Below are 12,936 nucleotides of genomic sequence, written 5' to 3' on the forward strand. Positions count from 1 at the left end.
TCATGCCGAAACCACTCTCAACCGAGACTGTTCAGATCGTAAAGGCAAGCATCCCGTCGCTCGCGGCACACGGAGCGGACATCACGAAGAGCATGTATGCCCGCCTATTCCGTGACGATCATATCCGCGAGTTGTTCAACCATGCCAATCAGGGCGAAGGCGGCTCACAGGTTAACGCGCTTGCCGCCGCCATTGTGGCCTACGCGCAAAACATCGATAACCTTGCCGTGCTCGGCCCCGTGGTCGAGCGGATCGCGCACAAGCACATCGGGTATCATATTCTGCCCGAGCACTATCCCTTTGTCGCCACGGCCCTTCTCGCGGCCATCGAAGATGTGCTCGGAAGTGCAGCGACACCTGAACTCTTAAATGCATGGGGCGAGGCTTACTGGTTCCTGGCCGATATTCTCAAGGAGCGCGAAGCCGAGATACGCGGCGAACTGCTGAAGCGCTCGGGCGGCTGGGATGGCTGGAGAGACTTCGTCGTCGACGCGAAGGTTCGCGAAAGCGATGTTGTCACCTCGTTTGTCTTGAAGCCCAAGGATGGCGGTCGCGTTGCGCGCCACAAGCCCGGCCAATACCTGACGCTTCGCTTCCAACTGGAGAACGGCCAGGAGATCAAGCGCAACTACTCGATCTCCAGCGGTCCCAGCGATAGTTTCTACCGCATCTCGGTCAAGCGGGAAGCGCAGGGACAGGGTGGATCGCGATACCTCCACGATCAGGCGAGCGCAGGCATGGTGTTGAGCGCGACCCCGCCGGCCGGCGACTTCTTCCTTCCCGAAGCACCGGAGAAACCGGTCGTGTTGCTTTCGGGCGGCGTTGGCCTGACGCCGATGGTCAGTATCCTGGAGACAATCGCCGAGGAGCATCCGAACCTCGAAGCGCATTTCATCCACGGCGCGCTGAATAGCGGGACGCATGCCATGGACCGGCATGTTCGCCAGCTCGCCGACGCGCATGGCAAGATCAAGATCAGCAGCTTCTACAGCGCGCCCACAGCCGAGGACGCGGTCGGACTGTCTCACGACTTCGATGGCTTCATCACCGCAGAGTGGCTTCGCAAGAATACACCCATTGAAAATGCCGAATTCTATCTCTGTGGACCGAAGCCGTTCCTTCGCGCCCTCGTTCCTGCGCTGGCCAAAGAAGGCGTTTCAAGAGAGCGGGTTCACTTCGAGTTCTTTGGCCCGTCCGACGAACTGATTGCCGCCTGAAGGCGGCGAACAACGAAACTTGGCATCGTCACTCCGATCCTGCGGCCGGCGCTTTCAGTGCCGGCCGCAGGACAGTGCCTGCTCGTTTTTCAGACCAGGGCTCGAATATCAGGCGCCACCTCACCTTCCCGGCCGCGCCAACGACCGGGCAATATCGATGATGTCGTCGCGAGACAACGTTGGATCCTCCTTGTTCCAGGCGACACCAAGTCCGATCTTGAGATCGACGCCGCGCACGGGCCTGAGCTCGAAGTTCCGGTTCGGCAGGTCCTTCGTCCATTCCGGCGCAAAGCCGATGCCGAGGCCGGCGGAGACAAGCGACACCAGCGAGAAGGTATCGTCGCAGCTATAGGCGATGTTGCCGGTCAGACCATGGGTCTCGAACATCTCGAAGAAATAGCGCTCCGAATAGGAGAGGTTCTGACGGGAAAAGGCGATGATCTTTTCGGAGCGAAGGTCCTCGATGTCGATCTCGCTTCGAAGCGCCAGCGGGCTCGTCTTTTCGACGGCCAGCAGATAGCGCATGCGCGATCGAGAAGAAGCGCAAGGAGCCGATGTTTTCAACCGGTCGGATGAAGCCGAGATTGATCTGGCCATTTTCTAGTCCGCGGACGATGTCGCTGGTAGAGCCGCTCGCCACATGCAGCGCGACCTCCGGAACTTCCGGCCGATCCGCGCGAGAAACGCCGGCAACACGCCGGTCGTTGCCGGATAGACGGTTCCGATCTTGATCGTGCGCGCGGCCTTTCCGGCGACCGACCGCGCCATCTCGGCCGACATGCCGACATCACCGATGATGCGCACCGCCCGATCGTAGAACACCTCCCCTGCCCGCGTCAGCTCGACCCTACGCGTCGACCGGTCAAGCAGCCGGACACCAAGCTCCTTCTCCAGCGCCTGGATGTGGGAACTCAGTGCCGGCTGGGCGATGTGCATTCGCGCAGCTGCCCGATTGAAATGCAGCTCCTCTGCCACGGCAACGAAGTAGGAAAGCTGGCGTAGTTCCATGGTTGATACCACGTTTCGTTGTTATGAAATACCACGTATCGTACATAGACCCGTGTGGTTTGTCATGAACAAAATGTGGGCATGGATACGTTTGCCCTGAACCTAAAGCGCCGCGCTGAACAACTTGGAATTTCAAACGCGGAAGTGGCTCGCCGCGCCGGCTTGAGCGATCGGCGATATGGAAACTACGTCAGCGGAGTGCGCGAGCCGGACCTATCCACTTTGGTCCGTATAGCCGATGTCCTGGGCATCAGCGTCGACGAATTGCTGGGCGTGAATGCTACCGACAACAAGGTCCGCACAGTCGAAGAGCAGTTCCAAGACCGCATCGCCGTCGCGCTCAAGGCGTTGAAAAGCGAAGACCTTCGGCGACTTGTCCTGATGATCGAAGCGTTGGCAGCCGCCCCGAAGCAACCGGCATAGCCGGTTCCCGACGATACATTATGCGTTCTGTCCGGCCCGTAAGGCGCGTCCACGCTTAGGTCTGCAAACGACAGCATTGCGCCCCCTTGTCGGTCGTTAAGACACCCGGTTTCTCGTTCTGAGAGCTGCCGGTCGACCACGAAAGCGATAATGCCGCCTGTGAGCCCTTCAGGCGGCTAGCGTTCCCGCAATAGTCGAGTGCTTTCCGTCCCACTCTCAATACTTTCAGGGCGTCAGGTGAGTTGAGCGAGGATATCGTCGACGACACTTGGGACGGTACCCGTCGTGTCGATATTGATGCCGATGGGAAGATATTCCCGGGTATGATGGTAGCGGAGCACCAGCGTCCGCTCGGCCGGCTCGAAGCCCGGCTCATTTGGCCGCCCATCCAATCGTCGGTTCAAGGTCTCAACGTCTATATCGAGCACGAAAACCTTGTCGAAAAGATCCAGGAATTTGTGGAAATTGCGCGAGCCGCCACAGAAGAAGGTGGCAGGATGGGTGGTGTCGGCAGCAATAGCGCGGACCTTGTCGACGCGCCAGATCCAGTGGGCGTATCCCCAAACAATGCGGTCCGCGCCTTCGGGTGGTCCTGCGAGTGCCTGGCCTGTCTCGGAGTCGCCTACATAGGCCAAGACCCGGTCACCATGGACGACATGGTGGCCCCGCCGCTCCAGTTCGGTAGCGACAGACGTTTTCCCAGTGCCGGAACCGCCTTCGATCAGATAGTTCTTGATTCCCATAGGCGCCGCTTATCATGGCCTTCGATCTGGTGAGAAGACACTCTACCTGGGAACGCTTCGCCAACGAAATGACGGCCCCACATACGTTTTCCAAGCGGCCAACCTTTGCCCGAAGGAGAACTCAAATGGGTATTGCACAATACGATCCAACTGCACTGGGCCGTCCCGCATGGAACGCCGGCCGGAAGGTCGGCGTCAAAAAGCCGCTGAAGCAGCGCCAGATTTGGGCAATACGCTTCTTCCTTGACCGGGAGGGGCGCATGAGAGATCGCGCGCTGTTTGATCTCGCAATCGCAAGCAAACTTCGCGGCTGTGATCTCGTTAAAATCAAAATCGGCATCAGTGGCGCACCGGCCCCTGCCGCCGCGCAGAATACCGCCAAAACGCCGGTCAGCATTACGCCGCTGGCGCAGATCCGCATCGGTCGCTTCACGGTGACGGCACTGACAGACGGGTATGCCGATATGCCCTTCGACTATTTTCCGGGACGCGCCCCGGCCGAGGTGGAGCAGGCCGCAGCCGCTCAGTTCACCGCCCGGCCGAGTGGGGTGCGGTTCCTCTTCAACCAGTATCTCATCGATGATGGCGAGCGCCGCATCCTGATCGATGCCGGTGCAGCGGGCTCGATCGGGCAGACCGGCAAACTGCCGCAGGCGCTCGGTGCGCTTGGCCTGCAGCTCGACCAGATCGACGCGGTGATCGTAACGCATATGCATCAGGACCACATGGGCGGTCTGATCGCCGGAGGCAAGAACAACTACTGCGCGCCATCCAGATATTGCTCGGGCACACCAAGATCGAGAACACGGTTCGATATCTCGGTGTGGGCATCGAGGATGCGTTGCTTTTGGCTGAGCGAACCGAAATATGAACATGGAACGGTCATTCGCTCAAAACGGATGACCGCTTCGTGCGGCTGATTCTTTATTCACGAGATCCGATTTGGGGTGGGAAGCGGAACGGCGGCTACGGCCAGTCGAAGAAGGCGCATGAAGAGTTTCATGCCGTCTTGAAGGCTGGAACCGCCGCCTTGGGCGTGCTTGATCCCATCCATGGCAGCGACAATGAGATTGGCCAGCTGCGCAGGTGGCACTTCCAGAGGTTCAAGATCGATTTCGCCCTTCTGCGCAGCAGCCAATATGGTTTGCGTCAGCAGGTTCAAAAGCTTCTGGCGCGCGTCGAGCGTAATATCGGCCGCCAAGGCCACGTTGGCGGCAAATAGCTCATCTGCATCAGCACTGCCGCCAAATGGCGCAATCAACTCCCGCTGAAAAACCGCCATGGCCTTGGCAATGCGATCAAAGGCACACCCGTCGCTCGCCAGCACCGCTGCCACTTCATCCAAGGCCTTGGCGTGGGCGCGAACTGAACCGGCCCGAAACAGCTCTTCCTTGCTGCTGAAGCTCAAATAGAGCGAGGCGCGCGAGATCGACGCCGCACGGGCAATGTCCGCCATTGACGTCTTGCGAAAGCCAAAGCGCACAAACACCGGCAAGGCTGCGTCCAGGATCAGGGTTATTTTTTGGTCGGGCTGCATGATGGGCAGATTGACACCTTCAGTCCAGGCTGTCAAAAGACGATTGGACATTTATGGTTCAAGTGTCTAATCGACATGACCGACTGATGCGGTCAGAAGGACATTCGATGAAAACAGAGACGAACGCTGCAAATGCAGCGGTGCTGGTTACCGGCATTGGTGGGTTTCTCGCCGGGCACGTCGCCTTTCAGTTGCTTAAGCAAGGCTATCGTGTGCGCGGTAGTCTGCGCCACATCGAAAAAAGTGACAGCGTGCGACGTCTGCTTGGCGCTCATATTGGCAAGGATGCTCTGGAGCGGCTCAGCTTCGTGCAGGCAGATCTTGATAGCGACGATGGCTGGCCTGCAGCTGTCGAAGGTTGTCGTTATGTCATTCATACCGCGTCTCCCTTTCCTCCTGGGTTTCCGGAAAATACGGACGCTTTGATCCAGACCGCCCGTGAGGGCGCTTTGCGGGTGCTCCTTGCGGCGCACAACGCGCGCGTCGAGCGGGTGGTCCTCACATCCTCGATAGGTGCCACCAACCATGGCGACGGGCAGGCCCCCTTCACCGAAGAAAATTGGACTGACCGGAACGGTCCGCGGGCAACGCCCTATTACCAGTCAAAAACTTTGACTGAGCGTGCTGCCTGGGCCTTTGCGCGCGACGTAGGGCTCGAACTGACTGTCATTAACCCGAGCATGATCCTGGGGCCGTTGCTCGGAGCGAATTTCGGGACATCCGTGGGACTGATCCATCATCTGATGACAGGACAATTCCAAGGTATTCCACGGTTTGGTTTCTCAGTGGTGGATGTGCGCGATGTGGCGCGGGCTCACCTGCTGGCGATGACGCAACCCGAAGCCAAAGATCAAAGGTTTATCGTTGGCGGGCGCTTTTTCTGGCTCAAGGATTTGGTAGCTGTCCTGGCTGCGTCCTTCCCAGAGTACGTCTCACGGCTTCCTTCAGGTGAAGTTCCCGATGAGGTGGTTAGGGCGATGGCGGAATCCGACCCCCATGCACGAACCATCGTTCATGAACTCAATCGTGACCTGAGTGTCAGCGCAGCAAAGGCCCGGCATGTCCTGAACTGGCGGTCGCGCTCAGAGGAAGAGGCTATACGGGCTAGCGCCCAGAGCCTGATTGACTTGGGCTTGATCGCAGCCATGCCGCCGACCGCCGCAGCCTCCGTATAGTCGTCACTTATTTAGAGATCGAGCGATCTCGCCTTTTTCAATTGGAGAATACCATGACGACCCGATCCCCCGATACTGTCGAAACCTCCAGCACAATAGAGTTTTTGCGTGAAACGGAACGCGCCAGACTGCGCGCCCTCGTCGTCGCTGATCTCGACCGGGCAAGAAAGCTTCACGCACCAGACTTTCAATTGATCACGCCAATCGGCGTGGCCCTTTCCAAAGACGAGTATCTGGGGTCTATCGCATTGGGCAAAATTCGATACCTGACCTGGGAGCCTGCCGACATTGCGGTGCGCCTGTACGACACCGCTGCGGTCATCCGATATCGCGCCCAGTTGGAGGTCTTGTTCAGTGGGCACAAAGTCCCTCTCAGTGATTACTGGCACACCGACGTCTACGAACAGCGTGATGGCCAATGGATGGTCGTCTGGTCTCAGGCGACCAGCATCAGCGGATAGTCGGTGCCGCAGCCACGACAAGGGCCTGAAGTTTAGTGCAGACCGTCAAGCCGTCTACGCAGCCAAATCGGCCATTTAGGTAATTGCAAGCAGCTTTGGGGTCTACGTTTTTGGAGAGCGAATGGCCGAATTGCGGTCGCTTACTGAACGGCAGTTTTCTGCCGGACGCTGCTCCGAAGCAGACTGTCAGCAAGCGGCCCCAATTGAGACGCTCGGGTAGGCCAAGTATCCACTCCTAACGCTTCCCGCGCGTTCAGACTAAGGGCACCAACTCGTACTCTCACCCGACTGAGACGACGGAAGCCGCCATGCCGCCCAGTCCCGATATCTCCTATCCGTCGCCTTGAATAGATTCGAACTGTTGGCAACTCTGTCTTTCTCAGATGCCTCCGGCAGCGCGAAGAAGCAGGTGACGTGATACTCGTTGGGATAAAGACAAAGATGGAAGTTACAGTCTCCCGAGGGAAGTTCCTCCCATAGAGATCAGGAAAATCCTGATTCAGATGATCAACGAGTCGGTCTATGCGCTCTACGAAGGCGTCGGTTCGATTGTCGATATCAAGCAGAGCATGAAGCTCGGCGCCAATCATCCAATGGGACCGCTGGAACTCGCCGACTTCATCGGCCTCGCCGACTTCATCGGCCTCGACACCTGCCACGCCATCATGAACGTTCTCCAAGACGGGCTCGCCGATACTAAGTACCGGCCCGGCCCGCTGCTGGTGAAATATCTCGACCCGGCTGGCTGTGGCGGAAGGTCGGCAGGGGCTTTTACGACTATCGCGGCGACGCGCCCGTCCCGAGCCGCTGAACAGGGACGAGTGCCGAAGAACCGCGTCAAGATAGCGGTCCCTGCCTATTGTCCGAGGTTCGAGGTCATCTGGTCGCCATGCTTGCAACCAGATCGCTGAACCTCTCGCCCTGTATCCCGACATGCGCCCTAAGCAGGCGCCGCGCCTCCTCCCCGTCCCCGGCAAAGATGGCGTCGACAATGGCACAATGTTCCGTGAAGGATGTCGCCAGCCGATTGCGCACGCGCAGTTGAAGCCGTCGATAGGGGCGCAGGCGGCGGTGCAATTGCGTGCACTGCTCCGCGAGGAAGTCGCTCCGGCTCGCGGCGTAGATCGCCTTATGAAATGCCTCGTTGTCGTAATAATAGGCGTCGCTGTCGCCGGCTCCGGCCGAAAGCTCGCAACGCTTGTGTGCTGCCGCGATTGCTTCGCGCGCCTCATCGTCCAGCCGGCGGGCGGCGAGCGATCCGGCGAGCCCCTCCAGCTCCGCCATCACCTCGAACATTTCGTAGATGCGGTGCGGTCCCGGATCGATGACGACGGCCCCTCTGCGAGGTCGGATTTCGATCAGGCCGATGGCGTCGAGCTGCATCAGCGCCTCGCGCACCGGCGTCCGCGAGACTCCGAACCGATTGGCAAGCACCATTTCGTCCAAGCGCTCGCCAGGGGAGAACTCATTGGAAAGAATTGCGTTTTCAATCTCGTCCCGAAGCCACCGGCCGACATTTTCGGACATCTGTTCCGCTTCCTCATACATAAACATCGATCTTGTATACACGACACTTGACGTCGTGTACGTAACGTGACACCTTACATACTACCGGCGAAACCACGCGATGGGAAGCAGCCGCACTGGCGGCGCAACCAAGTCGGCGATTTAAGAAGGGGAGAATGGGCATGCCTGAGACCTCTTTTTTCACGGACATGCTGCAGAGCATCACCGATCGCGGACGCAAGCTGCTGTTTTCGGGTTCACGCGCCTCCGAGGTCGCAGCCAAGGCCGATCTCGAAACTCTCTGCGAGATGCTGCTATCGAGCCGGGGCGAAGCTTCCGGCATGGCTCTTGCCGCCGAAATACTCGCCCGCTGGGACGCACTCGACGCCGACGGGGTACAGCGGTTCTTTCACATGCTTTCCGACAAGTTCGGACCCGACACGGCAAAACTCGACCAGGCGATTGAAAATTACCGCACCGACAAGAGTTCAACCGCGATTATCGCACTCCACCAGGCGGCCGAACCGCGGCGGCAGGAACTGCTGCGCCGGTTGAACCACGCGCCGAGCGGTACGGCCAAGCTTGTCCGGATGCGTGAGCAGCTGCTTGCCTCCAAAGAGCAAGCCACCGGCTTCCAGGCGCTCGACGCCGATTTCGCCCACCTCTTCGGCTCTTGGTTCAACCGCGGCTTCCTGACGCTTCGGCCGATCGATTGGTCGACGCCGGCTCACATCCTGGAAAAGATCATCAAATACGAAGCCGTGCACGAGATTTCCGGCTGGGAAGAATTGCGCCGCCGATTGGCCCCCGCCGATCGCCGCTGCTTCGCCTTCTTCCATCCAAGGCTCACGGACGAACCGCTTGTCTTCGTCGAAGTGGCGCTCACGCGATGGATGCCGAGTGCTATTGGCGAAGTTCTCGACGAGGGCCGCGAGCAAATCAACGCCGACGAGGCGACAACCGCCGTCTTCTATTCGATCTCCAATTGCCAGGACGGTTTGCGCGGCATTTCCTTTGGCAATTTCCTGATCAAGCAAGTGGTGGAAGACCTGCGCAAAGACCTGCCATCGCTGAAGAATTTCGTCACGCTCTCGCCCGTTCCAGGCTTTGCCCGATGGCTCAAGTCCCGCGACGCCGCAAGTGAGCTGTCGGCTGCGGATTGCAGGGCTCTGACGCTGCTCGATGACCCGAAATGGGTCGATGACGAGAACATGGCGGTCGAGGTGGAGCGCGTGCTGCTGCCGCTAGCGGCGCGCTATTTCCTGATGGAACGGACACCGGAGGGTCGCCCAATTGACCCAGTGGCGCGGTTTCATCTCGGCAACGGCGCCCGACTGGAGAGGCTGAACTTTCTCGGCGACCGCTCGGCCAAGGCGATGCAGCAGGCGCATGGCCTTATGGTCAACTATCTCTACCAGCTCGAGGACATCGTCGCCAACCACGAGGCCTTGGCGCAGCGTGGCGAAGTGGTTGCCTCACCGGCGGTCAAGGGCTTGCTCAATCAGAACGGCGAAGGCCGCCGCGGCACTGTCGCCAGCAAGGCTGCCAGCCGTTCGCGCAAATGGTGAATTCAAGGATCGGAGGAGGCGAAAGTGAGCAACCATCTTTTCGACGCCATAAGGGCCGCTGCATCGGGAGACGCGCCATTCATTCGGGTGAACGGCGGCCGTACCTGGACCTATAAGGATGCGCTCGATCTGTCGGGCCGTATCGCAAACGCGATGGATACGCTCGGCATCCGCCCAGGCGACCGGGTTGCCGTGCAGGTCGACAAGAGTTCCGAGGCCTTGATCCTCTATCTCGCCTGCCTTCGTTCAGGCGCGGTTTATCTGCCGCTCAATACCGCCTATACGCTCGCCGAGCTCGACTATTTCATCGGCGATGCCGAACCGCGGCTGGTTGTCGTGTCCTCGAGTGCCCGAGAAGGCGTCTCAACGATCGCCGATCCTCACGGTGCGATTGTCGAAACCCTTGACGCCGATGGTACCGGCTCGCTTCTCGATCTCGCGAGAGACGAACAAGCCGACTTCGTCGATGCCTCGCGCACGGCCGACGATCTGGCAACGATCCTCTATACGTCGGGAACGACCGGACGTTCCAAGGGGGCGATGCTCACCCACGGCAACCTGCTCTCGAACGCCCTGACCTTGCGCGACTACTGGCGCGTCACGGCTGACGATCGGTTGATCCATGCCTTGCCGATCTTCCACACCCATGGCCTGTTCGTCGCCACCAACGTCACATTGCTTGCCGGCGCCTCGATGTTCCTGCTACCGAAATTCGACCCGGACGAGGTGATGTCGCTGATGCCGCAGGCGACTCTCCTGATGGGCGTCCCGACCTTTTACGTGCGCCTGCTGCAGAGCCCGCGGCTCGACCGGCAAGCCGTGGCGAACATGCGCCTCTTCATCTCCGGTTCGGCGCCGCTGCTTGCCGAAACGCATGTGGAGTTCAGCAAGCGCACCGGTCTTGCGATCCTGGAACGCTACGGCATGACCGAAACCAACATGAACACGTCGAACCCCTATGACGGAGATAGGATTGCCGGAACGGTTGGCTTTCCGCTGCCCGGCGTGACGGTGCGCGTCACCGATCCGGCGACCGGCAGCGAGGTTGCGCCGGGAGAAACCGGCATGATCGAAATCAAGGGACCGAACGTCTTCAAGGGCTATTGGCGCATGCCGGAGAAGACGGCCGCGGAATTCACCGCCGACGGGTTCTTCATCAGCGGCGACCTCGGTAAGATCGACGGGCAAGGCTATGTCCACATCGTCGGCCGCAGCAAGGACCTGGTGATTTCGGGCGGATACAACATCTATCCCAAGGAGGTCGAAGGCGAGATCGACCAGCTTGAGGGGGTCGCCGAGAGCGCGGTCATCGGCGTTCCGCATCCCGATTTCGGCGAGGGCGTCACCGCCATCGTCGTTTGCAAGCCCGACGCGACGCTCGATGAAAAGGCGATCCTGGGCGCGCTCCAGGACCGGCTCGCCCGCTACAAGCAACCCAAGCGCATCATCTTCACCGAGGATCTGCCGCGCAACACCATGGGCAAGGTCCAGAAGAACGTCCTGCGGCAGAAATACGCCGACCTTTACACATAACGACGTGATCCGTCCCTGCGTCCTCTGGGAGGAAGGCGCGGGGAACAATCCAATCTTGAAGAACACTAGCTGCCGGCGCTCGACGCGTCGGAGGGAGGGGAATCATGGGTATCGAAATCCTATCCATACTGCTGCTTATCGCCATGTTCGTCATCGCGACGGTCCAACCGATCAACATGGGTGCGCTGGCATTCGGCTGCACCTTCCTGCTCGGCTCGCTGATCATCGGCATGAAGGCCAATGACATTTTTGCCGGCTTCCCGAGCGACCTGTTCCTGACGCTTGTCGCCGTCACCTACCTCTTCGCCATCGCGCAGATAAACGGCACCATCGACTGGCTCGTTGAATGCGCCGTGCGGCTGGTGCGCGGACATGTCGCCTGGATCCCCTGGGTGATGTTCGTCGTGGCCGCCATCATCACCGGTTTTGGCGCACTCGGCCCGGCGGCTGTGGCGATCCTCGCCCCTGTGGCGCTCAGCTTTGCCGTGCAATACCGCATCCATCCGGTGATGATGGGACTGATGGTCATCCACGGCGCACAGGCCGGCGGCTTCTCGCCGATCAGTGTCTATGGCGGCATCACCAACCAGATTGTCGTCAAGGCCGGCCTGCCCTTCGCGCCGACATCGCTGTTCCTCTCCAGCTTCTTCTTCAACCTGGCGATCGCCGTGCTGGTGTTCTTCGTCTTCGGCGGCGCGCGCGTCATGAAGCAGAAACCAGCAGTCTCCGGTCCTCTGCCCGAATTGCATCCCGAGGGTGTATCGGCGTCGATCCGGGGCCATGGCGGCACGCCTGCCAAGCCGATCAGGGAGCACGCCTACGGTACGGCGGCGGACACTCTACAGACATTGCGCCTGAGCCCGGAAAAGGTCTTCACTTTGATCGGTTTGACGGCGCTCGGCATTGGCGCGCTCGTCTTCAAGTTCAATGTCGGTCTGGTCGCGATCACCGTAGCCGTCGCCCTCGCCCTCATCTCGCCGAAGACGCAGAAAGCGGCGATCGACAAGGTCAGCTGGTCGACCGTGCTTCTGATCGCCGGCATCATCACCTATGTCGGCGTCATGGAGAAGGCCGGCACGGTCAATTATGTGGCCAGCGGCATATCGAGCCTTGGCATGCCGCTGCTGGTGGCGCTGCTGCTTTGCTTCACCGGCGCCATCGTTTCGGCCTTTGCCTCATCGACCGCGCTGCTCGGCGCCATCATCCCGCTCGCCGTTCCGTTCCTGTTGCAAGGGCATATCAGCGCCATCGGCGTCGTGGCAGCAATCGCCATATCGACGACGATCGTCGACACCAGCCCGTTCTCCACCAATGGCGCGCTCGTCGTCGCCAACGCGCCGGACGATGAGCGCGAACAGGTGCTGCGGCAACTGCTGGTCTACAGTGCACTGATCGCGATCATCGGGCCGATCGTTGCCTGGTCGGTGTTCGTCGTACCGGGCCTCATATAATGGCAGGACCGCGTCCCCGAAAGCACAAGCCATCCGGGGTCTGTCTGGCCGCTGCGGCAGAAGCGTGCCCCCGAGAACCGGTCAGAAGGGAGAGCGGAAAGACGGCTTCGCGTACAGCCTCCGGGCGACGAAAGAAAAGGCCCCAGATCCGAAACGGGTAGAATCCAGGGCCCTCCATCTGAGTGTTCGACTTCACAGACGGCGCCATCTACGGCTGGACCGTCGCCGGTTTCAAGTTCTAACACGTCAGAATTTTGCCGCTGCGAGCCACGGGCCCTTGCCCTCGATCCGAGTCCGATCTCGGATCTTTGGGC

The 12,936-nt window shown here is 60.0% G+C and carries 10 protein-coding genes and 3 pseudogenes; 9 read left to right on the forward strand and 4 right to left on the reverse strand.

The features are described 5' to 3' along the window. Window positions 1-2 precede the first annotated feature (2 nt). Window positions 3-1,217: an NO-inducible flavohemoprotein gene (hmpA, locus tag V7S54_RS29990; protein ID WP_336409603.1), complete on the forward strand. Its 1,215-nt coding sequence runs from the start codon at window positions 3-5 to the stop codon at window positions 1,215-1,217. A 120-nt stretch (window positions 1,218-1,337) separates the two neighbouring features. Here hmpA and V7S54_RS29995 read toward each other — a convergent pair. Further along, window positions 1,338-2,225: pseudogene (locus V7S54_RS29995) on the reverse strand (LysR family transcriptional regulator). A gap of 81 nt (window positions 2,226-2,306) precedes the next feature. On the opposite strand from V7S54_RS29995, the gene V7S54_RS30000 reads away from it, so the two are divergent. Then, window positions 2,307-2,648, forward strand: a complete 342-nt coding sequence (locus tag V7S54_RS30000; protein WP_336409602.1) for a helix-turn-helix domain-containing protein — start codon at window positions 2,307-2,309, stop codon at window positions 2,646-2,648. A gap of 233 nt (window positions 2,649-2,881) precedes the next feature. On the opposite strand, the gene V7S54_RS30005 is transcribed toward V7S54_RS30000, so the two are convergent. After that, on the reverse strand, window positions 2,882-3,391 hold the full coding sequence (locus V7S54_RS30005; protein WP_336409601.1) for a nucleoside kinase: 510 nt from the start codon (window positions 3,389-3,391) through the stop codon (window positions 2,882-2,884). 125 nt (window positions 3,392-3,516) lie between these two features. Between V7S54_RS30005 and V7S54_RS30010 the strand changes: the two genes are divergently transcribed. After that, window positions 3,517-4,311 carry an MBL fold metallo-hydrolase gene (locus tag V7S54_RS30010; RefSeq protein ID WP_336557487.1) on the forward strand — a complete coding sequence of 265 codons (795 nt, stop codon included), beginning with the start codon at window positions 3,517-3,519 and terminating at the stop codon, window positions 4,309-4,311. Window positions 4,312-4,319: 8 nt separating this feature from the next. On the opposite strand, the gene V7S54_RS30015 is transcribed toward V7S54_RS30010, so the two are convergent. Beyond that, complete coding sequence (locus tag V7S54_RS30015) at window positions 4,320-4,979, reverse strand: TetR/AcrR family transcriptional regulator (protein WP_336409600.1); 660 nt, start codon at window positions 4,977-4,979, stop codon at window positions 4,320-4,322. 56 nt (window positions 4,980-5,035) lie between these two features. Between V7S54_RS30015 and V7S54_RS30020 the strand changes: the two genes are divergently transcribed. The 3 genes and pseudogenes from V7S54_RS30020 to V7S54_RS30030 form a co-directional block, all read left to right on the forward strand. Further along, on the forward strand, window positions 5,036-6,103 hold the full coding sequence (locus V7S54_RS30020) for an SDR family oxidoreductase (protein ID WP_336409599.1): 1,068 nt from the start codon (window positions 5,036-5,038) through the stop codon (window positions 6,101-6,103). 53 nt (window positions 6,104-6,156) lie between these two features. Beyond that, window positions 6,157-6,564, forward strand: coding sequence for a nuclear transport factor 2 family protein (locus tag V7S54_RS30025; RefSeq protein WP_057248381.1), 408 nt, complete (start codon window positions 6,157-6,159; stop codon window positions 6,562-6,564). 491 nt (window positions 6,565-7,055) lie between these two features. Then, window positions 7,056-7,375, forward strand: a pseudogene (locus V7S54_RS30030) (3-hydroxyacyl-CoA dehydrogenase family protein); the annotation flags it as partial. A gap of 65 nt (window positions 7,376-7,440) precedes the next feature. Here the strand turns inward: V7S54_RS30030 and V7S54_RS30035 are convergent. Beyond that, window positions 7,441-8,091 carry a GntR family transcriptional regulator gene (locus V7S54_RS30035; protein WP_065375147.1) on the reverse strand — a complete coding sequence of 217 codons (651 nt, stop codon included), beginning with the start codon at window positions 8,089-8,091 and terminating at the stop codon, window positions 7,441-7,443. Window positions 8,092-8,252: 161 nt separating this feature from the next. Between V7S54_RS30035 and V7S54_RS30040 the strand changes: the two are divergent. The 3 genes and pseudogenes from V7S54_RS30040 to V7S54_RS30050 form a co-directional block, all read left to right on the forward strand. After that, window positions 8,253-9,658: pseudogene (locus V7S54_RS30040) on the forward strand (malonyl-CoA decarboxylase); the annotation flags it as partial. Window positions 9,659-9,662: 4 nt separating this feature from the next. Further along, window positions 9,663-11,171 (forward strand): malonate--CoA ligase, encoded by a 1,509-nt coding sequence (locus V7S54_RS30045; RefSeq protein ID WP_336409598.1) that lies wholly within the window; start codon window positions 9,663-9,665, stop codon window positions 11,169-11,171. A gap of 104 nt (window positions 11,172-11,275) precedes the next feature. Beyond that, window positions 11,276-12,622 (forward strand): SLC13 family permease, encoded by a 1,347-nt coding sequence (locus tag V7S54_RS30050; RefSeq protein ID WP_065375149.1) that lies wholly within the window; start codon window positions 11,276-11,278, stop codon window positions 12,620-12,622. Window positions 12,623-12,936 lie beyond the last annotated feature (314 nt).

It is taken from the genome of Ensifer sp. CCNWLY38 (genome assembly GCF_037120565.1).
GTDB lineage: Bacteria > Pseudomonadota > Alphaproteobacteria > Rhizobiales > Rhizobiaceae > Ensifer > Ensifer adhaerens_H.

Bases quoted from the DNA above. Each gene is read 5' to 3' on its own strand.
- V7S54_RS30000 (WP_336409602.1), top strand. From the start codon at position 2,307: ATGGATACGTTTGCCCTGAACCTAAAGCGCCGCGCTGAACAACTTGGA.
- hmpA (WP_336409603.1), top strand. From the start codon at position 3: ATGCCGAAACCACTCTCAACCGAGACTGTTCAGATCGTAAAGGCAAGC.
- V7S54_RS30010 (WP_336557487.1), top strand. From the start codon at position 3,517: ATGGGTATTGCACAATACGATCCAACTGCACTGGGCCGTCCCGCATGG.
- V7S54_RS30005 (WP_336409601.1), bottom strand. From the start codon at position 3,391: ATGGGAATCAAGAACTATCTGATCGAAGGCGGTTCCGGCACTGGGAAA.
- V7S54_RS30025 (WP_057248381.1), top strand. From the start codon at position 6,157: ATGACGACCCGATCCCCCGATACTGTCGAAACCTCCAGCACAATAGAG.
- V7S54_RS30020 (WP_336409599.1), top strand. From the start codon at position 5,036: ATGAAAACAGAGACGAACGCTGCAAATGCAGCGGTGCTGGTTACCGGC.
- V7S54_RS30015 (WP_336409600.1), bottom strand. From the start codon at position 4,979: ATGTCCAATCGTCTTTTGACAGCCTGGACTGAAGGTGTCAATCTGCCC.
- V7S54_RS30035 (WP_065375147.1), bottom strand. From the start codon at position 8,091: ATGTCCGAAAATGTCGGCCGGTGGCTTCGGGACGAGATTGAAAACGCA.
- V7S54_RS30050 (WP_065375149.1), top strand. From the start codon at position 11,276: ATGGGTATCGAAATCCTATCCATACTGCTGCTTATCGCCATGTTCGTC.